This is a genomic window from Micromonospora sp. CNB394, from assembly GCF_000374985.1.
Lineage (GTDB): Bacteria > Actinomycetota > Actinomycetes > Mycobacteriales > Micromonosporaceae > Micromonospora > Micromonospora marina.
The window spans coordinates 162,787-188,501 of sequence record NZ_KB895827.1 but is presented as its reverse complement, the minus strand read 5'-3'; the positions used below and the strand labels follow the sequence as shown (position 1 = coordinate 188,501).

The following is a 25,715-nucleotide window of genomic DNA, read 5'->3' as shown; positions in this document are numbered from 1 at the left end:
GTACGGGTCAGCTCACGTTGGCCGGGCCGAGGACGCTCTTCAGGTCACCCATCAGCGCGGTGGTCGGCGCGACCCGGAACGGGCCGAGGCGCAGCGTGGTCACCTTGCCGCCGTTGAGCAGCTTGACGTGCACCTCGGTGTCGCCGGGATGCAGCACGAGCGTCTCCTTGAGCCGTTCCACGAGCGGCGGCGTGCAGCGGTGCACCGGGATGGTGAGCGTGACCGGCTTGTTGGCCGGGTTGCTGCTGATGTCCGGCATGGACATGTCCATCGCCATGATGCGCGGGGTGTCGTCGCGCCGGTCCACCCGGCCCTTGACCACCACGATCGCGTCCTCGGCGATGTACTGCCCGATCACCTCGTACGTGTTCGGGAAGAACAGCGTCTCCACGCCACCGGCCAGGTCTTCGAGCGTGGCCGACGCCCAGGCGCGGCCCTGCTTGGTGACCCGCCGCTGCACGCCGGAGAGGATGCCGGCGAGCGTGACGACCGCGCCGTCGGGCACGGTGCCTTCCTCGGACAGCGCGGCGATCGTGGTGTCCGCCGCCGCGCCGAGCACGTGTTCCAGGCCGAACAGCGGGTGGTCGGAGACGTACAGGCCGAGCATCTCGCGCTCGAACGCGAGCTTGTCGCGCTTGTCCCACTCCCCCTCGCCGATGACCGGCATGACAGTGGTGGTGCCGCCGGTCTCCGCCTCGCCGAAGCCGGCGCCGAACAGGTCGTACTGGCCGACCGCCTCCTTGCGCTTGACGTCGGCGTACGCGTCGATCGCGTCGGCGTGCACCGCCAGCAGGCCCTTGCGCGGGTGCTGGAGCGAGTCGAACGCCCCGGCCTTGATCAGCGATTCGATGGTCTTCTTGTTGCAGACCACGGCGTCGACCTTGGACAGGAAGTCGTAGAAGTCGGCGTAGTCGCCCTTCTCCTCGCGGCACCGCATGATCGAGGCGACCACGTTCGCGCCGACGTTGCGCACCGCGCCGAGACCGAAGCGGATCTCCTTGCCGACCGGGGTGAACGGCCCGGCGGAGGTGTTCACGTCCGGCGGGAGCACCTGGATGCGCATCCGGCGGCACTCGGACAGGTACATGGCCATCTTGTCCTTGTCGTCACCGACTGAGGTGAGCAGGGCGGCCATGTACTCGGCCGGGTAGTGCGCCTTGAGGTACGCGGTCCAGTAGGAGACCAGGCCGTACGCGGCGGAGTGTGCCTTGTTGAAGGCGTAGCCGGCGAACGGGACCAGCACGTCCCACACGGCCTGGATGGCCTCGTCGGAGTAGCCGCGCTCGCGGCAGCCGTCCCGGAACGGGATGAACTCCTTGTCGAGGATCTCCTTCTTCTTCTTGCCCATCGCCCGGCGCAGCAGGTCGGCCTGGCCGAGCGTGTAGCCGGCGAGGATCTGCGCGGCGCGCTGCACCTGCTCCTGGTAGACGATCAGGCCGTACGTGGGCGCGAGGATCTCGCGCAGCGGCTCCTCCAGCTCCGGGTGGATCGGGGTGATCTCCTGGAGCCCGTTCTTGCGCAGCGCGTAGTTGGTGTGCGAGTCCACGCCCATCGGCCCGGGCCGGTAGAGCGCCAGGACGGCGGAGATGTCCTCGAAGTTGTCCGGCTTCATCAGCCGCAGCAGCGAGCGCATCGGCCCGCCGTCGAGCTGGAACACGCCGAGCGTGTCGCCGCGGGCCAGCAACTCGTACGCCGCCTTGTCGTCAAGCGGCAGGCCGAGCAGGTCCAGTTCCCGGCCGTGGTTGAGCTGGATGTTCTTCACCGCGTCGTCGATGATCGTCAGGTTGCGCAGGCCGAGGAAGTCCATCTTCAGCAGCCCGAGCGACTCGCAGGTCGGGTAGTCGAACTGCGTGATGATGACGCCGTCGGAGTCGCGCCGCATCAGCGGGATGTGCTCGATGATCGGCTCGGCGGACATGATGACGCCGGCGGCGTGCACACCGGTCTGCCGGATCAGGCCCTCGATGCCCTTGGCGGTCTCGATGACCTTCTTGACGTCCGGGTCGGACTCGTAGAGGCCGCGGATCTCGCCCGCCTCGGCGTAGCGGGGGTGCTTGGGGTCGAAGATGCCGGACAGCGGGATGTCCTTGCCCATCACCGCCGGGGGCATGGCCTTGGTGATCCGGTCGCCGACCGCGTACGGGTAGCCGAGCACCCGGGCCGAGTCCTTGATCGCGGCCTTCGCCTTGATCGTGCCGAACGTGGCGATCTGCGCGACCTTGTCCTCGCCCCACTTGTCGGTGACGTACTTGATGACCTCACCGCGCCGGCGCTCGTCGAAGTCGATGTCGACATCCGGCATGGAGACGCGCTCGGGGTTGAGGAACCGCTCGAAGATCAGGCCGTGCGGGATCGGGTCGAGGTCGGTGATGCCCAGCGCGTACGCCACCAGCGAGCCGGCCGCCGAGCCACGCCCCGGGCCGACTGCGATGCCCTGGCTCTTGGCCCACTGGATGAAGTCGGCGACCACGAGGAAGTACGACGGGAAGCCCATCTGGATGATGACGCCCAGCTCGTACTCGGCCTGGACGACGTGACCCTCGGGGATGCCGTCGGGGAAGCGGCGTGCCAGCCCGGCGAACGTCTCCTTGCGGAACCAGGACTCCTCGGTCTCGCCCTCGGGGATCGGGAACCGCGGCATCAGGTTGTGGAACGTGAACATGCCGGCCGGGTCGACCTTCTCGGCCACCAGCAGCGTGTTGCGGCAGCCCTGCTGCCACAGCTCGGAGGAGTCGACGGCGCGCATCTGGTCGGCGGACTTGACGAAGTAGCCGCCGCCTTCGAACCGGAACCGGTTCGGGTCGGCCACGTTGCTGCCGGTCTGTACGCAGAGCAGCACGTCGTGCGCCTCGGCCTGCGCCTCGTGGGTGTAGTGCGAGTCGTTCGTGACCACCGGCGGGATGTCGAGCTTGCGGGCGATCTCGGTGAGCCCGTCGCGGACCCGGCGCTCGATGTCGAGGCCGTGGTCCATGATCTCCAGGAAGTAGTTGTCCTTGCCGAAGATGTCCTGGTACGCGGCGGCGACCTTGAGCGCCTCGTCGAACTGGCCCAGCCGCAGCCGGGTCTGCACCGCACCGGACGGGCAGCCGGTGGTGGCCATGATGCCCTCGGCGTGCTCGGCGATCAGCTCCATGTCCATCCGGGGCCACTTCACGTAGTGGCCCTCCATGGAGGCGCGGGAGTTGAGCTTGAACAGGTTGTGCAGGCCGTCGCGGTCGGCCGCCCACATGGTCATGTGGGTGATCGCGCCGTTGCCGGAGACGTCGTCGCTCTTCTGCTCGGGGCGGCCCCACTTGACCCGGGCCTTGTGGAAGCGCGACTCCGGCGCGACGTACGCCTCGACGCCGAGGATGGGCTTGACCCCGGCGTCCATGGCCTGCTTGTAGAAGTCGTTCGCGCCGTGCATGTTGCCGTGGTCGGTGATCGCCACCGCCGGCATGCCGAGCCGCGCCGCCTCGGCGAAGAGGTCCTTGAGCCGGGCCGCCCCGTCGAGCATCGAGTACTCGGTGTGTACGTGCAGATGCGCGAACGAATCGCCCATGCGTGGCGCCCCCCGGGTTGTGGATCAAGCTGCGTCGGAGTCGACCGGCCCACCCTACCGAGGTGGTCGTGCGGGCTCCACCGTCCACACCGGGGGTGGCGCGGGTCTCTCCGGCCGGCCGATGTGCGGCGCGCGATGTTCTACCCTCTTGCAATAGTGTGTGCCACACACTATCGTGTTGAGCATGGTCAGCGACGAGGTCCTCCGGACCCACCTCCAGGAGCTACGACGCGGCACCGTGGTGGTGGCCAGCCTGGTCGCCCTGCGCCGCCCCGACTACGGATACGCCCTGCTGCAACGGCTGGCCGCACACGGCTTCGCGGTCGACGCCAACACGCTCTACCCGCTGCTGCGCCGACTCGAGGACCAGGGCCTGCTGACCAGCGAGTGGAACACCGAGGAGAGCCGGCCGCGCAAGTTCTACCGGACCAGCGACGACGGCGAGACCGTCCTGAACCGGCTGCTCGACGACATGACCGCGGTGCGGACGTCCGTCACCGACCTGATCGAAGGAGCGGAACGATGAGTTCCCTGACCGACCGTTACGTCGCCGCCACCATGCGGGCCGTGCCCGCGCAACGCCGTCTGGAACTCGCCGAGGAGCTGCGCGGCTCCATCGCCGACATGATCGACGACCGGACCTCGGGCGGGCAGGACCACGCCTCCGCCGAGCGCGAGGTGCTCACCGAGCTGGGCCACCCGGAGAAGCTCGCGGCGCGCTACAGCGACCGCACCCTGCAACTGATCGGCCCGCGCTACTACCTGCTCTGGTGGCGGCTGCTGCGGCAGCTGCTCACGTACATCCCGGCGATCGTGGGTGTGCTCTCCGGCCTCGCCAAGGCGCTGCTCGACGGCGAGCCGGGCGCGGCGATCGGCACGGCGGTCGTGGCCGCGATGCAGACCGCGGTCCAGATCGCGTTCTGGGTCACGCTGGTGTTCGCCGTGCTGGAACGCACCCGCACACCGCTCGGCCTGCCCGAGTGGACCGTCGACCAGCTCCCCGAGGAGAGCCGGGAACGGCAGATCAGCCACTCCGACAGCATCGCCTCGGCGGTGTTCCTGCTCGCCACCGTCGGCTTCCTGATCGGTCAGCACTACCAGCGCTGGACCACCGACGACGGCTCCCGGATGGCGGTGCTCGACCCGGCGCTCTGGAGCTTCTGGCTGCCGGCCCTGATCGTGGTGCTGCTGGCCACCGTCGGCCTGGAGATCGCCAAGTACCGGGCCGGGCGGTGGACCTGGCCGCTGGTCGCCGTCAACGCGGTGCTCAACGTGGCCTTCGCCGCCCCGGTGCTCTGGCTGCTCGGCACCGACCGGCTGCTCAACCCCGAGCTGGTCGAGCGGTTCGCCTGGCTGCGCGACGGCGGCACGGACCAGGTCGCCCGGGTGACCGCCGCCGTGGTCGTGCTCGTCGCGATCTGGGACGTGACCGAGAGCGCGGTCAAGGCCCGCCGCGCCGCCTGAGCCGGCACGGCCCGGCACGCCCCGTCGAGGGCGGGCCGGGCCTTCCGGGTACGCGGGCAGTCAGGCCGCCGCCCGCCACTCGCGGGCCAGCAGCGCGTAGACCACCTCGTCGGTCCACTCCCCCTTGACGAACTCGTTCTCCCGCAGGTGCGCCTCCCGGCGCATGCCCAGCCGCTCCAGCACCCGGGCCGAGGCCGTGTTGCGGGCGTCCAGCCGGCCGACGATCCGGTGCAGCCCCAGCTCCTCGAAGCCGATCCGCAGCAGTTCCCGGGCCGCCTCGGTGACGTACCCCCGGCCGGTGTGCGCGGGGTGCGCCACGTACCCGATCTCGCCCTGCCGGTGCTCCCCGCTGGTCCAGCTCAGCAGCACGTCGCCGGCGAACTCGCCGGTGTCCGCCAGCGTCACCGCCAGGTTGAGCATGTCGCCGGGAGCGCGCAACGCGGTCCGCCGGACCAGCCGGTCGATCGAGGCCCGGGCGGCCGTGTCGTCGTACGGCTCGTGGTAGAGGTAACGGGTCACCTCCGGGCGGCCCCGGTAGTCCCGGAGCACGGGGAGGTCGTCGGCGGTGAAGGCGCGCAGCAGCAGGCGCTCGGTGCGCAACGGCAGATCGGGCACGAACATCCCGGCAGGCTACGTCGCCCCTGTCGCCCGGCCCACCCGTTTCCGCCCCGGGCACCGCACCGGCGGCAGCGGTGGCATGGTCGTACGGTGAGCACCGCACCCACCACCGCCTGGCGCCGGCCGGCCCCCACGGCCGCGCAGTTCCGCGCCGACCTCTGGGTCGGGCTCGCGGTCACCGTGCTGGCCCTGTTCGAGCTGACCCTGGCGCACAGCACCGGGGCCTTCCTGCTCGGGCCGCCGCCGAGCGTCGCCGAGCAGGTCTGGTGGACGGTCGCGGTGACCGCCCCGCTGGCCGTACGGCGGCGCTGGCCGGCCGCCGTCTCGGTGGTGATCTCCATCGCCTTCGTCGCCGGGCAGGCACGGGCGATCCCGCTCGCCCAGCTCCCGTCGGGTGCGCTGTTCGCGGCCCTGTTCACGCTCGGCGCCTGGGGCGCCGACCGGCGGCTGGCCGGGCGGCTGCGGGCCGGCATCATCGTGGCGATGTTCGGCTGGCTCGCGCTGTCCCTCGCGCTGCGGGCCGACCAGATCTCGGCGGCCTCCTTCACCGACGCCGCCGGCCCGGTGCCGCCGGTGCTCGCCGCCGTGGTCAACGGCGTGTTCTACAACGTGCTGTTCTTCGGGTTCGCCTACTACTCCGGCCAGACCTCCTGGGTGGCCGCGCGCCGCCGGCACGAACTGCGGGAGCAGGCCGAGCAGTTGCGCCGCTCCCAGGTCGAGGCGCGCGAGCGCGCGGTGATGGGCGAGCGGGTCCGCATCGCCCGCGAGCTGCACGACGTCATCGCCCACCACGTGTCGGTGATGGGCGTGCAGGCCGCCGCGTGCCGGCGCGTGTTCGACCGCGACCGGGACAAGGCCCGCACCGCCCTGGCCGCGATCGAGGAGACCGCCCGCACCTCGGTCGACGAGCTGCGCCGCATGCTCGGCGTGCTGCGCGACCCGGACGCCGTGGCCGGCGCGACCACGCCGGAGGACACCGCCGGCATCGACCAGGTCTCCGCGCTCGTCGACCGGGCCCGGGACACCGGCCTGCGGGCCGACCTCGGGGTGTACGGGGAACCGGTGCCGCTGCCCCGCTCGGTGTCGCAGGCGGCGTACCGGATCGTGCAGGAGGCGGTGACGAACGTGGTCAAGCACGCCCACGCCACCACGCTGGACGTGCGGATCCGCTATCTGGCGAGGGAGCTGGAGATCGACGTGAGTGACGACGGACACGGCGGCGTACCCGCAGTCGGGGACGGACTGGGCCTGATCGGCATGCGGGAGCGCGTCGCCGCGCACGGTGGTGAGGTGGAGGCCGGGCCGCGTCCCGGCGGCGGGTTCCGGGTCCGGGCCCGGATGCCGATTCCCGTCGAGGCCGCCGGGCGGGCGGCGTGAGCGCGCCCGTGCGGGTGCTGCTCGTCGACGACCAGCACCTGGTCCGGACCGGTTTCCGGGTGATCCTGGAGGTCGAGGACGACATCGAGGTGGTCGGCGAGGCCGCCGACGGGCAGCGCGCCGTGTCGATGGCGACCGCGCTGCGGCCGGACGTGGTGCTGATGGACGTGGAGATGCCGGTGCTCGACGGGCTGGAGGCCACCCGCCGGATCACCGCTGACGCGACGCCGGGCGGGCCGGCAGTGCTGATCCTCACCACGTTCGACCGCGACGACTACCTCTTCGCCGCGTTGCGTGCCGGGGCGAGCGGCTTCCTGCTCAAGAACGGCACCCCGGAGGACCTGATCGAGGCGGTCCGGGTGGTGGCGCGCGGCGAAGGGCTGATCGCGCCGGCGCTCACCCGGCGGGTGATCTCCACGTTCGCCCGTCCCGGGGCGGTGCCGCCGGACCCCCGGCACGACGCGGCCACTGCCGACCTGACTCCGCGCGAGCGGGAGGTGCTGGAACTGGTCGCGCGCGGGGCCAGCAACGCCGAGATCGCGGACGTCCTGCGCGTCGGCGAGGCGACGGTGAAGACCCACGTCAGCCGGGTGCTGGCCAAACTCGGGTTGCGCGACCGGGTGCAGGCGGTGGTGTTCGCGTACGAGCACGGGGTGGTGCGACCCGGCGGATGACGCCCGTCCGCCGCGCGACGGACCCCATGATCGCCCCGTGGTGGGACGACGGGCGCGACGGCCGGCCGTAGCGTCCGGATCATGACCAGCGTGCTCCGCCTCGACGGCGTCGACCGCAGCTTCGGCGACCGTCAGGTGCTCAAGGACGTCTCCTTCGACGTGACCGCCGGGCGCATGACCGGATTCGTCGGCGGCAACGGCGCCGGCAAGACCACCACCATGCGGATCATCCTCGGCGTGCTCGCCCCGGACGCCGGGCAGGTGACGTGGCGGGGGCGACCGCTCGCGCGCGAGGCCCGGGCCCGGTTCGGCTACATGCCTGAGGAACGCGGCCTCTACCCGAAGATGACGCCCCGCGAGCAGGTGGTCCACCTCGGCCGCCTGTACGGGCTGGACGCCGCCGGGGCGCGCCGGCGTACCGACGCGCTGCTGGAACGGGTCGGTCTCGGCGAGCGGGCCGACGACCTGCTGGAGACGCTGTCGCTGGGTAACCAGCAGCGCGCGCAGATCGCCGCCGCACTGGTGCACGACCCGGAGGTGCTGATCCTGGACGAGCCGTTCTCCGGGCTCGACCCGCTCGCCGTCGACATGGTGGTGGCGGTGCTGCGGGAACGCGCCGCCGCCGGAGCGCCGGTGCTGTTCTCCAGCCATCAGCTCGACGTGGTGGAACGGCTCTGCGACGACCTGGTGCTCATCGCGGCCGGAACGATCCGGGCCGCGGGCGCCCGCGAGGAGTTGCGCTCCGCGTACACCCGGCCCCGCTTCTCGCTCGTGGTCGACGGCGACGCCGGCTGGCTTCGGGACCAGCCCGGCGTGCGGCTGGTCGACCTCGACGGCGCGCGCGCCGTGTTCGACCTGGACCCGCCCGCCGACGACCAGTCGGTGCTGCGCGCCGCCCTGGCCCGCGGACCGGTGCGCGCGTTCGGTCCGGTCACCCCGTCCCTCGCCGAGATCTTCCGAGAGGTCAACCAGTGAACACGCTTCAGGCCACCCGGCTGGTCGCCGCCCGCGAGATCAAGGTCAAGCTCCGCGACAAGACGTTCCTCTACAGCACGCTGATCTTCCTGCTGCTCGCGGTCGTCGCCACAGTGGCGCCGGCGATGCTGAACAGTGGCCCGTCCACAGTGGCGGTGACCGCGGCCGGAGCCGAACCGCTGCGCGCGGCCGGGCTGGACGTCATGCTGGTCGCCGACGACGGCACGGCCGAGCAGGCGGTACGAGACGGTGATGCGGACGCCGCCGTGGTGACCGGTCCGGTCGTGGTCGCCGACGAGCGGGCCCCGGACGACGTCGTCACCGCGCTGAGCGCGGCACCGCAGATCGAGCTGCTGGACCCTGACGCGGTCGACCCGCTCGTCGCGTACCTGGTGCCGTTCGCCTTCGCGTTCGTCTTCTTCTTCATGTCCCAGACGTTCGGGATGCAGATCGCGCAGAGCGTCACCGAGGAGAAGCAGACCCGGATCGTGGAGATCCTGGTCGCCGCCGTGCCGGTCCGGGCGCTGCTGGCCGGCAAGATCCTCGCCGCGGGCGCGCTGGCGCTGGGACAGATCGCCCTGATCGCGGCCGCCGCGCTGATCGGCATGCGCCTGACCGGCGGCGGCGACCTGCTGGGGCTGATCGCACCGGCCGTCGGCTGGTTCGTGCCGTACTTCCTGTGCGGTTTCCTGCTGCTCGCGGCCATGTGGGCGGCCGCCGGGGCGCTGGTGAACCGGCAGGAGGACATCGCCGGGGCGTCCATGCCGGTCCAACTCGCGGTGATGGCGCCGTTCTTCGCTGTGGTGTTCCTCAACGACAACGCCGGCGCGATGCGGATCCTGTCGTACCTGCCGTTCTCGTCGCCCACAGCGATGCCGGTACGGCTGTTCACCGGCGACGCGGCGGCCTGGGAGCCGATCGTGTCGCTGGCGCTGCTGCTGCTCACGGCGGCCGGGTTCCTGCTCGCCGGGGCGCGGATCTACGAGGGCTCGCTGCTGCGCACCAACGGTCGGACCTCGGTGCGGGCGGCGTGGCGGCAGCGCGAGCCGATCGGCTGACCGGGTGAGACGGCAAGCGCGCGGGGAACGGCTCAGGTCAGGTCGATGCGGTAGTCCAGACTGACGCGATCGGCAGGGATGGTGATCTCAGCAACCTCTACTACTCGATCTTCTACGTATGTCTGCCTGGTGATGATCACAACCGGCACACCTCCAGGTATGCGCAACGTCGCCGACTCGGCGCTGTTCGGCATCCTTGCGCGAACCTGCTCACGAACGGCGGTGATCGTGTGACCGAGGCTGTAGAGCTGTGACGTGTTGCCGCCTGGCCAAGGCTCGTTGCTCGGATTATTCGGTTCCGAGTCATCAGAGCCCTCGACTGGACGACGTACGACGGGTGGGCCTGGCTCGACGGTTACGAACTCGACGCGCGGGGCGAAGCCGTTGCCCGGCGCACCATCTTCGTGCAACCGGCAGGGCTGCGGCGGCCTTCGCATGTCAGTACGAGCCGAGCGAGAGCGCCGCCCGCACACACCGAGACCCAGCCACGCCGCCCGACTTGCGGGAATGGCGTCGATGCACGCAGGTGACCGAAGTCCTGGACACGTTCGCGGCGTGTCCGCGCCGACGACCATCCGGACATCGGAGATGGGTGGCGGGGGCACATGCCTCGGGTCGGTACGGCCGACGTCCTGACAGCATGCAGCAACACGGAGGGGGTTCCATGTCGGAGCCCCCTCCGTCGTTCCGGCACCGCGGGTCAGCCGACGGCGGCCATGACCTCGTCGGACACGTCGAAGTTGGCGTAGACGTTCTGCACGTCGTCGCAGTCCTCCAGCACGTCGATCAGCTTGAAGATCTTGCGCGCGCCCTCCTCGTCCAGCGGCACGTTCACGCTGGGGATGAGGGAGGACTCGGCCGACTCGTACTCGATGCCGGCGTCCTGCAGCGCGGTGCGGACCGCGACCAGGTCACCCGGCTCGGAGACCACCTCGTACGCCTCGCCGAGGTCGTTGACCTCTTCCGCGCCCGCGTCGAGGACGGCCATCATCACGTCGTCCTCGCTGGTGCCGGTCTTGGGGACGAGCACCACGCCCTTGCGGGAGAACATGTACGACACCGAGCCGGCGTCGGCCAGCGAGCCGCCGTTGCGGGTCAGCGCGGTACGCACCTCGGTGGCGGCACGGTTGCGGTTGTCGGTGAGGCACTCGATCAGCATCGCCACGCCGTTGGGGCCGTAGCCCTCGTACATGATCGTCTGCCAGTCGGCGCCGCCGGCCTCCAGGCCGGAGCCGCGCTTGACCGCGCGGTCGATGTTGTCGTTCGGAACCGAGTTCTTCTTCGCCTTCTGGATGGCGTCGTAGAGAGTCGGGTTGCCGGCCGGGTCGCCGCCGCCGGTACGGGCCGCCACCTCGACGTTCTTGATCAGCTTGGCGAACATCTTGCCGCGCTTGGCGTCGATGACCGCCTTCTTGTGCTTGGTCGTCGCCCACTTTGAGTGGCCGGACATCTGTTACCTCCGTTGCTACCCGCCGTCTGCATCGACCGCACCGCACACGCCCCGCTCCCCCGCCGGCGCACGTCGAGGTGCCGTGATCTTCGCTGGGAGCCGGCGGGCTGATGGCCCTGCCGAATCCCGGCAATCCTACCGGCGACCAGCGGGTGACTGTCACGCGCCGCACGGCAGCGCCCCGTCCGGACCGCACGAACGGCACAACCGGGGACGGACCGGATACTCAGGAAGCGGCCCGGACGAGTTCCACGAAGGACCGGTGCAGCCGCAGGTCGCCGGTCAGCTCGGGGTGGAACGACGTGGCCAGCAGGTTGCCCTGCCGCACCGCGACGATCCGGCCCTCGGCCGGGCCCTCGGTCACCCGGCCGAGCACCTCCACGTCCGGGCCGACCCGCTCGACCCAGGGCGCCCTGATGAACACCGCGTGGAACGGGCCGCCGTCGACGCCGGTGAGCGCCACCGGCGCCTCGAACGAGTCGACCTGGCGGCCGAACGCGTTGCGCCGCACCGTCATGTCGACGCCGGCGAAGCCGCGCTGGTCGGGGCGGCCGTCCAGCACGTCGGCGGCCAGCATGATCATGCCGGCGCAGGAGCCGTAGACCGGCATGCCGGCGGCGATCCGCTTGTCGATCGGCTCACGCATCTCGAAGATGTCGACCAGCTTGCTGATCGTGGTCGACTCGCCCCCGGGCACCACCAGGCCGTCGACCGCGTCCAGCTCGCCCGGCCGCCGCACGGGCCGGGCGTCGGCGCCCGCCCCGGCGAGCGCGGCGACGTGCTCGCGTACGTCGCCCTGGAGGGCGAGCACACCGATCACCGGTACGGCCACGATGCTCCTTCCGCGGTGTTAAAAGGGGGCCCCGCCTCTACCGGAGGCGTTAATAGGGGGCCCCTCCTTACAATCACCAGCCGCGCTCGGCGAGGCGGTGCGGCTGGGGGATCTCGTCGACGTTGATACCGACCATCGCCTCGCCCAGCCCGCGGGAGACCTTGGCGAGCACGTCCGGGTCGTCGTGGAAAGTGGTCGCCTTGACGATCGCGGCGGCCCGCTGGGCCGGGTTGCCGGACTTGAAGATGCCCGAGCCGACGAAGACGCCCTCCGCGCCGAGCTGCATCATCATGGCCGCGTCGGCAGGGGTAGCGATGCCGCCCGCGGTGAACAGCACGACCGGCAGCTTGCCCTGCTCGGCGACCTCTTTGACCAGCTCGTACGGGGCCTGGAGCTCCTTGGCCGCGACGTACAGCTCGTCGGCGGGCAGCGTCTGGAGGCGGCGGATCTCCTGCCGGATCTGCCGCATGTGCGTGGTGGCGTTGGAGACGTCGCCGGTGCCGGCCTCGCCCTTGGAGCGGATCATCGCGGCGCCCTCGGTGATCCGGCGCAGCGCCTCGCCCAGGTTCGTCGCCCCGCACACGAACGGGACGGTGAACGCCCACTTGTCGATGTGGTTGGCGTAGTCGGCCGGGGTCAGCACCTCGGACTCGTCGACGTAGTCGACGCCGAGCGCCTGGAGGATCTGCGCCTCGACGAAGTGGCCGATGCGGGCCTTGGCCATCACCGGGATCGAGACGGCGGAGATGATGCCGTCGATCATGTCCGGGTCGCTCATCCGGGACACACCGCCCTGCGCGCGAATGTCGGCCGGCACGCGCTCCAGGGCCATGACGGCGACCGCGCCGGCGTCCTCGGCGATCTTCGCCTGCTCGGGGGTGACCACGTCCATGATCACACCGCCCTTGAGCATCTCGGCCATGCCGCGCTTCACGCGGGCGGTGCCGACGGCGGTGGCGGTGGTCGGGGCTGCGGATTCAGACACGGGACATCGCTCCTCGGCATGCTGGGGAGGTGACTGCGCAGGAATGCTACGACCGGCGCGCCGCCGATCCGAGCGCCAATCGAACCCCCGGTGGCCTGCCGTGTGGCACCCGTCACGCCCGGTAGGTCAGCCGGTGGTCACGTCCGCGTGCGGGGCCAGCGTGGGGTCGTCGACGTCGAAGTAGCGCGGCCACTCCCGCCCCCGCCCCATCCGGAACAACCGCACCACCGGACGCCCCCGCGCCGAGCGGGCGTCCCGAACCAGGTCGGTGTGCACCTGCCGGGCCAGTGCCAGCCGCCTGCTGGCCGCGATCACCGCCGCGCACGCCTGGTCGTCCGGGTCCAGCCGCACCGCGCGCAACTGCCGGGTCAGGTCGTTCTCGGCCGCCTCGCGTTCCTCCGGGGCGGCGTCCAGCGCGATGCGGGCGGCGGCGTACAACTCCACGCCGTACCGCTGCTCGGCCAGGACCGCGGCGGCGGCCGCGCGGCGCAGCAGGTGCGCGTCGAGCGCGCGGGCCGCCGAGTCCGCGCGGACCTGGAGCCGCTGCACCCGGCCGGAGGTCCAGATCAGGTACGCCGAGAGCAGCCCGAGCACCGCGACCGCGCCCACCACCCACCACATGCCCGGCATCGTAGTGCTGCTCCTCATCCCGGCCGGCCGGCACGGTGCACCGGTCGACGCGCTCGTCACAGCGGCCGCAGCGGCCACAGCGGTCAGCCCAGACCCGCCCACTCCTGGTCCATGACCCGGCCGTCGGTGGCCTCGATCGCGGCTGCGTATACCTCCAGAACGCGGCGGGCAACCACGGGCCAGTCGAAATTCGCCACCACCTGGTCGCCGCAGGCGGTCAGCCCGGCGCGGCAGCCGTCGTCGTCGAGCAGATCGGACAGCGCGGCGCCGAGCGCGGTCGCGTCGCCGGTCGGGAACAGCCGGCCGGCCCGCCCGCCGTCGAGCACCCGGCGGAACGCGTCCAGGTCGCTGGCGACGACAGTGGTGCCGGCGGCCAGCGCCTCGGTGAGGATCATCCCGAAGGACTCCCCTCCGGTGTTCGGTGCGACGTAGAGGTGCACGCTGCGCAGCATGCGTGCCTTGTCCGCCTCGGAGACCAGGCCGAGGAACGTGACCCGGTCGCGCAGACCGGCCGGGAACCGCCCGTACAACTCGTCGGCGTCGCCCGGCCCGGCGACCAGCAGGCGCAGGCCGGGGCGGTGCGGCGCCAGCGCGACGAACGCGTCCCGCAGGATCGGGAAGCCCTTGCGCGGCTCGGTGAAGCGGCCCAGGAACCCCAGTGTTCCGCCGCCGCCCGGCACGCACTCCCCCGGCCACCCCGGCAGCGGCGGCACCCCGGCGAACTTCGCCACCGCCACCCCGTTCGGGATCTCCACCGCGCCGCCGTCCATGTGCTCGACCTGCACCTTGCGGGCCAGCGCGCTCACCGCGATCCGGGCGGTGATCCGCTCCAGCACGATCTGGAGCACGCCCTGCGCGGCCGACAGCACCCGGGAGCGGGTCATCGCGGTGTGGAAGGTGGCCACCACCGGGCCACGGGCGCAGAGCACGGCCAGCATCGACAGGCTCGGCGTCAACGGCTCGTGCACGTGCAGCACGTCGAAGTCGCCCCGGGTGATCCAGCGGCGGACCCGGGCGGTGGAGACCGGGCCGAAGGCGATCCGGGCCACCGACCCGTTGTACGGCAGCGGCACCGCCCGCCCGGCGGACACCACGTACGGCGGCAGCGCCGAGTCCTCGTCGGCGGGCGCCAGCACGCTCACCTCGTGGCCGAGCCCGAGCAGCGCCTCGGCCAGGTCCATGACGTGGTTCTGCACGCCGCCCGGCACGTCGAACGAGTACGGGCACACGATGCCGATACGCACTGCGCCCCCCTAGACCGTCCCGGTGGTGGCCGGTGGCGCCGACCTGGGCGTGCCGTCCCGGCCCTGGTCCAGCCACATCCGCTGCAACATGTGCCAGTCTTGCGGATGCCGGGCGATGCCCGCCGCCAGACCGTCGGCAACCCGCTGCGTCACCGCCCGGACCCGCTCGTCGAGTGGCGCGCTGTCCGGATCCGGCAGCGGCAGCGGCCCCTCGATCGAGGCGCACGCCGCGTCCGGTTCGTACCACATCGAGGCCGCGTAGAGCGGAGCGCCGGTACGGATCGCCAGCAGTGCCGGACCGGCCGGCATCCGGGTCCGGCCGCCGAAGAAGTCCACCTCCACGCCCCGGGCGGACAGGTCCCGGTCGGCGAGCAGGGGCACCACGTAGCCGGTGCGCAGGCGGTCCACCAGCACGTCGAACGCGGGACGCGGCCCGCCGTGGTTGGGCAGGATCTCCATCCCCAGCCCTTCCCGGAACCCGACGAACCGCTCGTAGACGCCGTCCGGCAGCCGCTCGGCGACAGTGGTCATCGGCCAGCCGGTGGCCGCCACCCAGGCGCCCGCGGCGTCCCAGTTGCCGGCGTGCGGCAGCGCCACGACCGCACCCCGCCCGGCGGCCACGTCGGCGGCGAGCAGTTCCTGCCCGTCGAGGCGGAACCCGGCGAGGATGTCCGTCCGGCTCAGGCCGGGCAGCCGGAACGCCTCCATCCAGTACCGGGCGTACGAGCGCAGCCCGTCGCGCACCAGCACGTCCAGTTCCGCGTCGGGCATCTCCGGGCCGACCACCCGGCGCAGGTTGGCGCGCAGCCGGCGCGTACCCCCGCCGTCCTTGCGGTGGGCGCGGTCGGCGCCCGCCCGGAAGGCCGCGACCGCGACGGGCCGGGGCAGCGCCCGGACCAGGCGCCAGCCCGCGACGAAGCCCGCCTCGGTGAGGTTCACTCGACGCCGACCCGCTGGGCCTGCCGGTACACGTGGGCCATCCGCTGGCCCACTGTGAAGATCGAGACCGCGGCGAGCAGCCAGAGCGCGATCTCCAGGGCGGGACGGACGCCGACGCCGGTGAGCAGACCGCCGACGCCGACGATGAGCAGCCGCTCGGTGCGCTCGGCGATGCCCACGTTGCAGGTCATCCCGAGGCCCTCGGCGCGGGCCTTCACGTAGGAGACCAGACCGCCCGCGGCCAGGCAGATCAGCGCCGCCGCCACGCCCGAGTAGTCGTGCTCGGTGGCCAGCCAGTACGCGACCGCGCCGAACACCGCACTGTCGGCGACCCGGTCCATGCTCGAGTCGAGGAACGCCCCGAACCGGGTGGACCCGCCGCTCATCCGCGCCATCGTGCCGTCGAGCAGGTCGGTGAGGGCGAAGACCGTGACGATCAGCGCGCCGGCGACCAGGTGGCCGCGCGCGCCGAAGCCGAGCGCGCCCACGAGCACGCCGACGGTGCCGGTCACGGTGACCGCGTTGGGGGACACGCCCGCACGCAGCAGCGTACGGGCGATCGGCTCCACGACGCGGGTCATGCCCGCGCGGGCCGTCACTTGGAAGATCTTCGCCATGGCGGTCCCACGATAACGGCCCGCAACCGCCGGGGACACAGCCGGGCGTGCGACCCGCCCGGCGGCCCTTGTGCGGGCACCGCCGCGGGTGTGAGATCGAGCCAGGAGGTGAGCCAGCTCACCGGATCACCGGTCCGCGTTCCCGTCCAGCAGCAGATCACCGGAAGATATCGCCGCGGCGCCCGTCCCGGGTCCGCTCCCCCGTCGCCCGCGGCGGTCGCCACCACCACCGGTTGAGGGAGGTGCGCCGCGATGGCGCAGAAGAACGAGAAGGGTGTCCCCGGCGGCGCGCCGGTGGTGACCGAGCCCGGCAGGGTCCGCAACGTGGTGCTCGTCGGGCACTCCGGCGCCGGCAAGACGACGCTCGTCGAGGCGCTGCTCGCCGCCGGCGGCACGATCAGCCGGGCCGGCGCCGTCACCGACGGCACCACCGTCTGCGACCACGACCCCGCCGCCGTACGCCAGCAGCGCTCGGTCAGCCTGGCCTGCGCCCCGCTGACGCACCGCGACGTCAAGGTCAACCTGCTGGACACGCCGGGCTACGGCGACTTCGTCGGTGAGCTGCGCGCCGGGCTGCGCGCCGCCGACGCGGCCCTGTTCGTGGTCTCCGCCGTGGACGGCATGGACGCCGCCACCGCCGCCCTCTGGGAGGAGTGCGCCGCCGTCGACATGCCCCGGGCGGTGGCCGTCTCCCGGCTGGACCACCCGCGCGCCGACTTCGACGAGGCGGTGGCGCTGTGCCAGCGGGTCTTCGGCGACAACGTGCTCCCGCTCTACCTGCCCATGCTCGGCGACGACGGCGAGTCGGTGGCCGGACTGATGGGGCTGATCACCCGCCGGGTGTACGACTACTCCGACGGGCTGCCGGCGGCGGTGCGCGAGCCGGACCCGGAGCACCTGCCGGCCATCCAGGAGTCCCGCAACGAGCTGATCGAGGGGATCATCGCGGAGAGCGAGGACGAGACCCTGATGGACCGCTACCTCGGCGGCGAGGAGATCGCCCCCGAGGTGCTGATCACCGACCTGGAGACGGCCGTGGCGCGCGGCCACTTCTACCCCGTGGTGCCGGTCTGCGCGGAGACCGGCGTCGGCCTGGACGCGCTGCTCGACGGCCTGGTCGCGGCGTTCCCGTCGCCGCTGGAGCACGAGCTGCCCGCCGTCACCGGCGTGGACGGCTCGCCCCGCCCGCCGCTCACCTGCGACCCGGACGGCCCACTCGTCGCCGAGGTGGTCAAGACGACAGTCGACCGGCACGTCGGGCGGGTCTCACTGGTCCGCGTCTTCTCCGGCACGCTGCGCCCCGACCAGGTGATCCACGTGTCCGGACACGGCCTGGCCGAGCGCGGCCACCCGGACCACGACGCCGACGAGCGGGTCGGCCACGTCTACCGCCCGCTGGGCGCGACGCTGCGCGAGGTGGCCGCCTGCGTCGCCGGTGACCTGTGCGCGATCACCAAGTCGGGCAGCGCCGAGACCGGCGACACCATCTCGGCCAAGGACGACCCGCTGCTGATCGCGCCGTGGGAGATGCCCGAGCCGCTGCTGCCGGTGGCGATCGTGGCACGCAGCCGGGCCGACGAGGACGCGCTGGCCCGCAACCTGTCCCGGCTGGTCGCCGGTGACCCGACGCTGCGGCTCGACCGCAACCCGGAGACCCACCAGCTGGTGCTCTGGTGCATGGGCGAGGCGCACGCCGACGTGGTGCTCGACCGGCTGCGCGGTGGCGGCGTCGAGCTGGACACCGAGCCGGTGCGGGTGCCGCTGCGCGAGACGTTCACCGCCGCCGCGCGCGGGCACGGCCGGCACGTCAAGCAGTCCGGCGGCCACGGCCAGTACGCGGTCTGCGACATCGAGGTGGAGCCGCTGCCCCGGGGCGCCGGTTTCGAGTTCGTCGACCGGGTGGTCGGCGGCGCCGTCCCGCACAACTACGTCCCGTCGGTGGAGAAGGGGGTACGGGCGCAGATGGGACGCGGCCTGGTCGCCGGCTACCCGGTGGTGGACGTGCGGGTGACGCTGGTCGACGGCAAGGCGCACAGCGTCGACTCCTCCGACACCGCGTTCCAGACCGCTGGCGCGCTGGCGCTGCGCGACGCCGCCGAGAAGGGCCAGCCGGCGCTGCTGGAGCCGGTCGACGAGATCACCGTTCGGGTGCCCGACCCGTCGGTCGGCGCGGTGATGGGCGACCTGTCCGGACGGCGCGGCCGGGTGCTCGGCACCGAGCCGGACCCGGACGCCGAAGGGCGCACGCTGGTCCGCGCCGAGGTGCCCGCGACGGAGTTGCTGCGGTACGCGGTGGAGCTGCGCTCGATGACGGCCGGCACCGGCTCGTTCCGCCGCGAGTTCGCCCGCCACGAGCCCATGCCCACCCACCTGGCCGACCAGGCCCGCAAGGAGTCCACCTCCCGCTGACCCCCGCCCTCCACCGCCGCGATCTTGCACTTTCGTCCCGACAAAGGGGCATTTCGCCTACCCGCCGGCACCAACTGCACGAGCAGGTGGGCAGCGGGAGCGAGGCGCGGCGTCGTGGAGGGCGCGGGTGACGAGGAGGTCAGGGCGCGGGAGCGCGGGTCAGGGGCGGACGGCGGGGACGGGGGGCATCGGCCAGTGGGGGCGGTCGGCGTCGCGGAGGGCCGCCGAGCGTACCGCCGCCAACTGCCGCTCGACCTCGGCGAAGTGGTCCGGCGTGAGCGGGCCCCGGGCCAGCGCGGCCGCGTTCTCCTCGACCTGGGCCACCGTCCGGGCGCCGGGGATCGGCACCGCCCGGTCGCTGCGCGCCCAGATCCACCCGATCGCGCCCTGGGCGAGGGTGCGGCCGTCCGCGGTCAGCGCGTCGCGCACGGCGGCGACCCGGCGCAGCCACTCCGGGGCGGGCCGGCCGCTGCGGAACCATTCCAGCCAGGTCGGCCCGAGTCCGCGTACGTCGTCGCGGGGCAGTGTGGACTCCGGCGTGTACTTGCCGGTGAGCAGACCCATCCCGAGCGGCCCCCGGGCCAGGCCGGCGAGGTCGTGCTTGACGCAGGCGTCGAGCATGGCCGGGGCGTCCCGGAGCACCGACAGCGCGTGCTGCACGGCGGTGGCGCCGCGCGCCACCTGGGCGAAGGCGGCAGCCCGGTCGGCCCGGTCGGTGCTCCACCCGTACGCCCCGATCAGGCCGGCGTCGACCAGGTCGTCGAGCGTGCCGATCAGTGCCTCGGCGCGGGGCAGCGGCAGGTCGCCGAGGTGCAGCTGGTACAGGTCGATGCGGTCGGTGCCGAGCCGGCGCAGTGAGTCGGTGACCGCCTGGCGCAGGTAGTGCGGGGAGGCGTTCTCGCCGGTGGCCTGCCGGGTCCGCTCGTCGAAGGTGTAGCCGAACTTCGTGGCGATCACCGCCTCGTCGCGCCGGCCGGCGAGCGCACGGCCGAGCACCCGCTCGCCGTGCCCGGCGCCGTACGTGTCGGCGGTGTCGAACAGCGTGACGCCGAGGTCGAGCGCGCGACGGACGGCGCGTACCGACTCGTCGTCGTCGACCCGACCCCAGCCCAGCGGGCGGGCTCCCTCGGCCCACGGGCCGCCGATCGCCCAGCACCCCATGCCGAGGGCGCTCACCTCGATGCCGCTGCGACCCAACCGTCGCTTCTCGACTGTCACCGCCGCATCCTGTCACCTCACCGGCGACCGCGGGCCGGTTCGTCGCCGAGGAGCCCGATCACGATCACGCCACGTGACGCCATGCGGTGGGCGGTAGCGGTGGACTCGTCATGCCTGAGAGTCATGAACATGCCTCTCAGGCATGACGGTCTGCCCTCAGCGGGCGTGGGCCAGCAGCACCGGCTCGTCCTGGCCGGGCCAGGTGCCGGTGAGCCCGCCGAGGCCCGGCGCCTCGGCCGGCACGGGCCGCCGGACCACCGCCAGCTCGACGTCCCCGACCCGGACCACCGTCACACCGCTGTCACCCGGGCCGGCCGGGACCGGAGCAGCCGGGACCGGGCCGGTCGGGACGGCACGGCCGGTGCGGCTGCCGGTCAGCGTCATGCTCGCCGGGCGCACCTCACGCTTCCCGTCGACCTCGAAGTACTCCTCGGCCTGCCCGGCGTCAGCCAGAACGGCGGCGGCCAGCAGCGGCGGGTACACCGGGTCGCCGCAGGCGTCGTACGCCCAGCGGCGGCCGAGCACCGAGTGCTCGATGACACCCACCAGGTGCTCGTCGGCCCCGGCCAGCGGCGCGCCCCGGTAGGTCAGCGGCACCTGGAGCACCGGCCCGGCACCGGCCCGGACGAGCAGCGTCTCGACGCCGACCTCGCCGGCCGGGTCGTCGAACCGGTACGCCGCGACGCGGCTGACCTCCGCGCCCGCCTCCCCGGCGAACCAGGACCGGCCGGGAAGCCAGCCGGCGAGCAACTCCAGTTTCGAGGGGCGCAGTTCCGCGCGGTGCAGGAGAGCCATGCGCGAGATCGTACTGTCGGAGCGGGCCGCCGTCAGGCCGCCGCCCACGCCTTGGCGAGCAGTTCCCGGGTGTCGGCGAGCAGTTGCGGCAGCACCTTCGTCCGGCCGATCACCGGCATGAAGTTGGCGTCGCCGCCCCAGCGCGGCACCACGTGCTGGTGCAGGTGCGCGGCGATGCCCGCGCCGGCCACGCCGCCCTGGTTCATGCCCAGGTTGAAGCCGTGCGCGCTGGAGACGTGCCTGATCACACGCATGGCGGCCTTGGTGAACGCGGCCAGCTCGACCGTCTCCGGCTCGTCCAGCTCGGTGTAGTCGGCCACGTGCCGGTAGGGGCAGACCAGCAGGTGCCCGGGGTTGTACGGGTAGAGGTTGAGCACCGCGAAGACGTGCTCGCCGCGGGCCACCACCAGGCTCTCCTCGGCCGGCAGGCCGGGCGCCAGGCAGAACGGGCAGCCGGCGGGCTTCTCGTAGCCGCCCTCGGGACGGTCCTCGCCGGAGATGTAGGTCATCCGGTGCGGCGTCCAGAGCCGGTCCAGCCCGTCCGCCAGACCGTCGTCGCCGCCGTACCCGGTGTGCCGCTCCGCCCCTGTCACACAGGCGATCCTACGATCCGGCCCCGAACCGCGCCGCCAGGGCGGCGCGGTTCGGCGGACCGCCTACTCGGCGGCGGTGGCGGTGGGTCCGGCGTTCGTGCGCGACTCCACCACCTCGCGGACGTGCGCCACCGCCTCGTCGACAGGGACGCCGTTGCGCTGCGAGCCGTCCCGGTAGCGGAACGACACGGTGCCGGCGGCCACGTCGTCGTCGCCGGCGATCACCATGAACGGGATCTTCTGCTGCTGCGCGTTACGGATCTTCTTCTGCATCCGGTCGTCGCCCAGGTCGACCTCGGCGCGGATGCCGTGCCGGCGCAGCGTGGCGGCGAAGTCGACCAGGTAGTCGCCGTGCTCGTCACGGATCGGGATGCCGACCACCTGCACCGGCGCCAGCCAGGCCGGGAACGCGCCCGCGTAGTGCTCGGTGAGCACTCCGATGAACCGCTCGATCGACCCGAACTTCGCGCAGTGGATCATCACCGGCTGCTTCCGGGTGCCGTCGGCGGCCTGGTACTCCAGCCCGAAGCCCTTCGGCTGGTTGAAGTCGTACTGGATGGTCGACATCTGCCAGGTCCGGCCGATGGCGTCCTTGGCCTGCACGGAGATCTTCGGGCCGTAGAACGCCGCGCCGCCCGGGTCCGGCACCAGCTCCAGGCCGGTCTCCAGCGCGCACTGCTCCAGCACGGCGGTCGCGGTCGCCCAGTCGGCGTCGGTGCCGACGAACTTGTCCGGCCGGGAGTCGTCGCGGGTCGACAGCTCCAGGTAGAAGTCGTCGATGCCGAAGTCGCGCAGCAGGCTGAGCACGAAGCCGAGCAGGTGCTTGATCTCGGCCGGCGCCTGCTCCTCGGTGCAGTAGGAGTGCGAGTCGTCCTGGGTGAAGCCGCGCACCCGGGTCAGCCCGTGGATCACGCCCGACTTCTCGTACCGGTAGACCGAGCCGAACTCGAACAGCCGCAGCGGCAGCTGCCGGTAGGACCGCCCGCGCGACCGGTAGATCAGGTTGTGCATCGGGCAGTTCATGGCCTTGAGGTAGTAGTCGCTGCCCTCCATCTCCATCGGCGGGAACATCGTGTCCTTGTAGTAGGGCAGGTGTCCCGAGGTGTGGAAGAGACCTTCCTTGGAGATGTGCGGCGTACCGACGTAGTCGAAGCCCTCCTCGATGTGCCGCGCCCGGACGTAGTCCTCCATCACCCGCTTGAGCACGCCGCCCTTGGGGTGGAAGACCGGCAGGCCGGAGCCGATCTCGTCGGGGAAGCTGAACAGGTCGAGGTCAGCACCGAGCTTGCGGTGGTCGCGGCGGGCGGCCTCCTCCAGCAGCTTCAGGTACGCCTTCAGCGCGTCCCGGGTCGGCCAGGCGGTGCCGTACACGCGCTGCAGCTGCGGGTTGCGCTCCGACCCGCGCCAGTACGCGGCGGCCGAGCGCATCAGCTTGAACGCGCCGATCAGCCGGGTGTTCGGCAGGTGCGGGCCGCGGCACAGGTCCGACCAGCAGACCTTGTCCTCGTTCGCGGCGAGGTTGTCGTAGATGGTCAGCTCGCCGCCGCCCACCTCCATCACCTCGGACGAGTCCAGCCCTTCGCCCTTGACCTCGATCAGCTCCAGCTTGAACGGCTCGGCGGCCAGCTCGGCCCGGGCCTCGTCCAGGTCGGTGAACCGGCGGCGGCGGAACCGCTGGCCGGACTTGACGATCTCCTGCATGCGCTTCTCGAGCTTGGCCAGGTCGTCCGGCTGGAACGGCTTGTCGACGCCGAAGTCGTAGTAGAAGCCGTTCTCGATCGGCGGGCCGATGCCCAGCTTCGCGTCCGGGAAGACGTCCTGCACCGCCTGGGCCAGCACGTGGGCGGTGGAGTGACGCAGCACGTTCAGCCCGTCCGGGCTGTCCAGGGTGACCGGCTCGACCGCGACGTCCTCGGCCGGGCGCCAGTCCAGGTCGCGGAGCTGGCCCTGCGGGTCGCGGACCACCACGGTCGCCTTCGGCCCGCTCATCGGCAGGCCGGCCGCGGCCACCGCGTCGGCCGCCGTGGTCCCGGCGGCGACGACGACGGGGTCGGCCACGACGGGGGTACGGGGTGCGGACACGGTGACTCCTGTCGTCGACGGTACGAAGGGCCGGTGACCGGCCCCTGCGATGCTATCGGTCGCCCGGACCCGGACCGCCGCCGACGCCGGTGCCCCGTCTCCGGCGAGTTCCGTGCGGTGTTGAACCTTTTCGCCCCGCCGCCCGAACTACCAGGTGGGGCCGGAGCCGGTGCCGGCCCCAGTCGAGAAGGATGGGGACGACCATGAGGATGACCCGTCGGGGCCGGTGGGCGGCGGCGTTGCTGGCGGCCGTACTCGCCGGGGCGGTGGGCTGGCCGGGCGCGGCGAACGCGGCCGGGGTGACAGTCACGACCTCACCCGCCCAGGTACGCCAGGGCGACGCGATCCAACTGTCGGTGGTGGTGCCGGCGGACCGGCCGGGCAGCCGCACCACCAGGATCGAGCTGACGATGCCCTCGGACGCCCCGATCGGTGAGGTGTACCCGCTGTCGGTGCCGGACTGGGCGCCGACCATCACCACCCGCACGCTCGACCAGCCGATCCCCGGCATGCACGCGTCCGAACTGAACCAGGTGACCCACTCGGTGAGCTGGCTGCGGATGCCCGGCACCGGCACCGGGCCGGCCCGGCTGCCGCTGGGCATGGGACCGATGCCCGCCACCGACCGGCTCACGTTCACCGTCGTGCAGACGTACGACGACGGCACCGTGGTCCGGTGGGCGGACCCGGCGGGTGGCGCGCACCCGGCACCGACCGTCGACCTGCTGCCGCCGCTGCCCGGCACCGTGACGCACGACGGCGCCCCCGGCGCGAACGGCGCCGGGCACGGCGGTCACGGCGCGGCGGGCGGCCCCGGCGCGGCCCGTGGGGCGCAGAGCGGTGCGGCGGGCGGCGCGGCACCGGTGGCCGACGACGGACCGAGCGCGGACCTGCTGCTCGGCGGCGGCCTGCTGGCCGGGCTGGCCGGCGGCGCGGCGATCGGCTGGCTGCTCAACCGCCGCCGGCGCGACACCATGACCCTCCCGCACGACGACAGCCCAACCCCCGACGTGCCCGCCGCCACCGGACGTCCGGACACGGACCCCCGCTCCGACTCCTCCGAGCCGGCCCCTGCTCCCGCCGCCGACACCCCCGCGCCCCTCGAGCCCGTCCCCGCTGGTGGTACGCGCTGGCACGCATGATCGACTCCAGCTCGCCGAGGTGGCTGCATCCCTCCCCCGCCGACCCCGCCACTTCCCCGAACTGGGGCGCGCACCCACGACCACCACAGCCGGCGAGGGCGGGCGGGCGGTCAGGCGGCGGTGAGCCAGCCGGGCAGCGGCTCGCGGGCGGTCAGCCAGCCCTCCGGTACGCCGCCGGGCACGCCGACCCCGGTGTACGCGGCCACGATCCCGCCCACGATGGCCGCTGTGGTGTCCACGTCGCCGCCCGCCTCGACGCAGGCCCGGATCGCGGCTGGGTAGTCGTGCAGCAGCGTGGCGGCGACCCAGAGCGTGAACGGCACGGTGTCCTGCGCGGTGACCCGCGAGCCGTTGCCGAGCGCGTCGGCCGTCGCAGCGGCCGGGTGACCGAGCAGCGCGGCGGCCCGGCGTACCCCGCGGTGCACCTCACCGGCCGGGTCGAGCGCCGCGGCGACCGCGGCGAGCAGGCGGGCCGGGTCGGGCCGGTCGCCGTCGAGGCGGGCCCGGGCGGCGAGCGAGGCGGCCACCGCGACCGCCACCGCGCCGGCCACGCCCTCCGGGTGTGCGTGGGTCACCTCGGCGGAGTCGCGGGCCTGCTCGGCGGCGCGCCGGGTGGAGTCGGCGTGCCAGGCGCCGAGCGGCGCCACACGCATCGCGGCGCCGTTGCCGCAGGAGCCCTGCCCGTCGAACGCGGACGCGGCGGCCACCGGCCACGGCGTGCCGGTACGGATCAGCCGCAGCACGGTCACCGCGCCCGGCCCGTACCCCCGGTACGGCTCGCAGCGCTGCGCGAACGCCAGCGCCAGCCGGTCGGAGTCGATGCGGCCGGCGGCGGCCAGTTCGGCCACCACCGAGCAGGCCATCTCGGTGTCGTCGGTCCACTCCCACGGCGGCGCGGGCAGCCGCCCGGCGGCGAGGTCGTCCGGGTGCCGGCCGGGGACGAAGAACTGGGAGCCGAGGGCGTCGCCCACCGACAGGCCGGCCAGCGCGTCGCGGGCGAGCGTGAGGCGGGTGTCGGGGAAGAGCGTGAACGTCATCGCCGTCCCAGCTTGCCCGGTTGGCCGGACCGCCG

The 25,715-nt window shown here is 72.8% G+C and carries 23 protein-coding genes and 1 pseudogene; 9 read left to right on the top strand and 15 right to left on the bottom strand.

Annotated elements, in window-relative coordinates; genetic code table 11:
* Positions 1-7: 7 nt before the first annotated feature.
* The gene (dnaE, locus tag C569_RS0106695; protein ID WP_018785022.1) at positions 8-3,541 is read right to left on the bottom strand and encodes a DNA polymerase III subunit alpha; all 3,534 of its coding nucleotides are present in this window, start codon (positions 3,539-3,541) and stop codon (positions 8-10) included.
* Between the two features lie 184 nt (positions 3,542-3,725).
* Here dnaE and C569_RS0106690 point away from each other — a divergent pair, with 184 nt between their 5' ends.
* Both C569_RS0106690 and C569_RS0106685 read left to right on the top strand, forming a co-directional pair.
* Positions 3,726-4,067 (top strand): PadR family transcriptional regulator, encoded by a 342-nt coding sequence (locus C569_RS0106690; protein WP_018785021.1) that lies wholly within the window; start codon positions 3,726-3,728, stop codon positions 4,065-4,067.
* Positions 4,064-5,005, top strand: coding sequence for a permease prefix domain 1-containing protein (locus tag C569_RS0106685; protein WP_018785020.1), 942 nt, complete (start codon positions 4,064-4,066; stop codon positions 5,003-5,005). Before C569_RS0106690 ends, C569_RS0106685 begins: the two co-directional genes overlap by 4 nt.
* 60 nt (positions 5,006-5,065) lie before the next feature.
* Here C569_RS0106685 and C569_RS0106680 read toward each other — a convergent pair whose 3' ends face one another.
* Positions 5,066-5,626 (bottom strand): GNAT family N-acetyltransferase, encoded by a 561-nt coding sequence (locus C569_RS0106680; RefSeq protein ID WP_018785019.1) that lies wholly within the window; start codon positions 5,624-5,626, stop codon positions 5,066-5,068.
* Between the two features lie 87 nt (positions 5,627-5,713).
* Between C569_RS0106680 and C569_RS0106675 the strand changes: the two genes are divergently transcribed.
* The 4 genes from C569_RS0106675 to C569_RS0106660 all read left to right on the top strand — a co-directional run bounded on the left by C569_RS0106675 (position 5,714) and on the right by C569_RS0106660 (position 9,707).
* Positions 5,714-7,000 carry a sensor histidine kinase gene (locus C569_RS0106675; protein WP_018785018.1) on the top strand — a complete coding sequence of 429 codons (1,287 nt, stop codon included), beginning with the start codon at positions 5,714-5,716 and terminating at the stop codon, positions 6,998-7,000.
* Entirely contained in the window at positions 6,997-7,674 is a 678-nt protein-coding gene (locus tag C569_RS0106670; protein WP_018785017.1) for a response regulator transcription factor, read from the top strand. The genes C569_RS0106675 and C569_RS0106670 overlap by 4 nt, the downstream gene beginning before the upstream one ends.
* Positions 7,675-7,755: 81 nt before the next feature.
* Positions 7,756-8,649: an ABC transporter ATP-binding protein gene (locus C569_RS0106665; protein WP_018785016.1), complete on the top strand. Its 894-nt coding sequence runs from the start codon at positions 7,756-7,758 to the stop codon at positions 8,647-8,649.
* The gene (locus tag C569_RS0106660; RefSeq protein WP_018785015.1) at positions 8,646-9,707 is read left to right on the top strand and encodes an ABC transporter permease; all 1,062 of its coding nucleotides are present in this window, start codon (positions 8,646-8,648) and stop codon (positions 9,705-9,707) included. Before C569_RS0106665 ends, C569_RS0106660 begins: the two co-directional genes overlap by 4 nt.
* Before the next feature lie 32 nt (positions 9,708-9,739).
* Here the strand turns inward: C569_RS0106660 and C569_RS34105 are convergent, their stop codons facing one another.
* Complete coding sequence (locus C569_RS34105; RefSeq protein WP_369753122.1) at positions 9,740-9,934, bottom strand: UTRA domain-containing protein; 195 nt, start codon at positions 9,932-9,934, stop codon at positions 9,740-9,742.
* A gap of 57 nt (positions 9,935-9,991) precedes the next feature.
* Between C569_RS34105 and C569_RS34100 the strand changes: the two are divergent.
* Positions 9,992-10,237: pseudogene (locus C569_RS34100) on the top strand (hypothetical protein); the annotation flags it as partial.
* 170 nt (positions 10,238-10,407) lie between these two features.
* Here C569_RS34100 and C569_RS0106655 read toward each other — a convergent pair.
* The 7 genes from C569_RS0106655 to pgsA form a co-directional block, all read right to left on the bottom strand.
* Positions 10,408-11,157 carry a YebC/PmpR family DNA-binding transcriptional regulator gene (locus C569_RS0106655; protein WP_018785014.1) on the bottom strand — a complete coding sequence of 250 codons (750 nt, stop codon included), beginning with the start codon at positions 11,155-11,157 and terminating at the stop codon, positions 10,408-10,410.
* 226 nt (positions 11,158-11,383) lie between these two features.
* A complete protein-coding gene (gene pdxT / locus C569_RS0106650) occupies positions 11,384-11,989 on the bottom strand; it encodes a pyridoxal 5'-phosphate synthase glutaminase subunit PdxT (protein WP_018785013.1) in 606 nt (201 codons plus the stop codon).
* Between the two features lie 73 nt (positions 11,990-12,062).
* Positions 12,063-12,974, bottom strand: coding sequence for a pyridoxal 5'-phosphate synthase lyase subunit PdxS (gene pdxS / locus C569_RS0106645; RefSeq protein WP_018785012.1), 912 nt, complete (start codon positions 12,972-12,974; stop codon positions 12,063-12,065).
* Positions 12,975-13,100: 126 nt separating this feature from the next.
* Positions 13,101-13,604, bottom strand: coding sequence for a hypothetical protein (locus C569_RS0106640; protein WP_081635906.1), 504 nt, complete (start codon positions 13,602-13,604; stop codon positions 13,101-13,103).
* 83 nt (positions 13,605-13,687) lie between these two features.
* Positions 13,688-14,848: a glycosyltransferase family 4 protein gene (locus C569_RS0106635; RefSeq protein WP_018785010.1), complete on the bottom strand. Its 1,161-nt coding sequence runs from the start codon at positions 14,846-14,848 to the stop codon at positions 13,688-13,690.
* Between the two features lie 9 nt (positions 14,849-14,857).
* Complete coding sequence (locus tag C569_RS0106630) at positions 14,858-15,787, bottom strand: phosphatidylinositol mannoside acyltransferase (RefSeq protein ID WP_018785009.1); 930 nt, start codon at positions 15,785-15,787, stop codon at positions 14,858-14,860.
* The gene (pgsA, locus tag C569_RS0106625; RefSeq protein WP_018785008.1) at positions 15,784-16,404 is read right to left on the bottom strand and encodes a phosphatidylinositol phosphate synthase; all 621 of its coding nucleotides are present in this window, start codon (positions 16,402-16,404) and stop codon (positions 15,784-15,786) included. Before pgsA ends, C569_RS0106630 begins: the two co-directional genes overlap by 4 nt.
* 252 nt (positions 16,405-16,656) lie before the next feature.
* On the opposite strand from pgsA, the gene C569_RS0106620 reads away from it, so the two are divergent.
* The gene (locus C569_RS0106620) at positions 16,657-18,813 is read left to right on the top strand and encodes an elongation factor G-like protein EF-G2 (protein WP_018785007.1); all 2,157 of its coding nucleotides are present in this window, start codon (positions 16,657-16,659) and stop codon (positions 18,811-18,813) included.
* A gap of 159 nt (positions 18,814-18,972) precedes the next feature.
* On the opposite strand, the gene C569_RS0106615 is transcribed toward C569_RS0106620, so the two are convergent.
* The 4 genes from C569_RS0106615 to thrS form a co-directional block, all read right to left on the bottom strand.
* Positions 18,973-19,974 carry an aldo/keto reductase gene (locus tag C569_RS0106615; RefSeq protein WP_051090455.1) on the bottom strand — a complete coding sequence of 334 codons (1,002 nt, stop codon included), beginning with the start codon at positions 19,972-19,974 and terminating at the stop codon, positions 18,973-18,975.
* A gap of 213 nt (positions 19,975-20,187) precedes the next feature.
* Positions 20,188-20,826: a hypothetical protein gene (locus C569_RS0106605; RefSeq protein ID WP_026267786.1), complete on the bottom strand. Its 639-nt coding sequence runs from the start codon at positions 20,824-20,826 to the stop codon at positions 20,188-20,190.
* A gap of 32 nt (positions 20,827-20,858) precedes the next feature.
* Positions 20,859-21,419: an HIT domain-containing protein gene (locus tag C569_RS0106600; RefSeq protein WP_018785003.1), complete on the bottom strand. Its 561-nt coding sequence runs from the start codon at positions 21,417-21,419 to the stop codon at positions 20,859-20,861.
* Between the two features lie 63 nt (positions 21,420-21,482).
* Entirely contained in the window at positions 21,483-23,501 is a 2,019-nt protein-coding gene (thrS, locus tag C569_RS0106595; protein WP_026267785.1) for a threonine--tRNA ligase, read from the bottom strand.
* 203 nt (positions 23,502-23,704) lie between these two features.
* Between thrS and C569_RS0106590 the strand changes: the two genes are divergently transcribed.
* Complete coding sequence (locus tag C569_RS0106590) at positions 23,705-24,643, top strand: YcnI family protein (protein WP_026267784.1); 939 nt, start codon at positions 23,705-23,707, stop codon at positions 24,641-24,643.
* Positions 24,644-24,753: 110 nt separating this feature from the next.
* Here C569_RS0106590 and C569_RS0106585 read toward each other — a convergent pair whose 3' ends face one another.
* Positions 24,754-25,680, bottom strand: a complete 927-nt coding sequence (locus tag C569_RS0106585; protein WP_018785000.1) for an ADP-ribosylglycohydrolase family protein — start codon at positions 25,678-25,680, stop codon at positions 24,754-24,756.
* Positions 25,681-25,715: the final 35 nt, after the last annotated feature.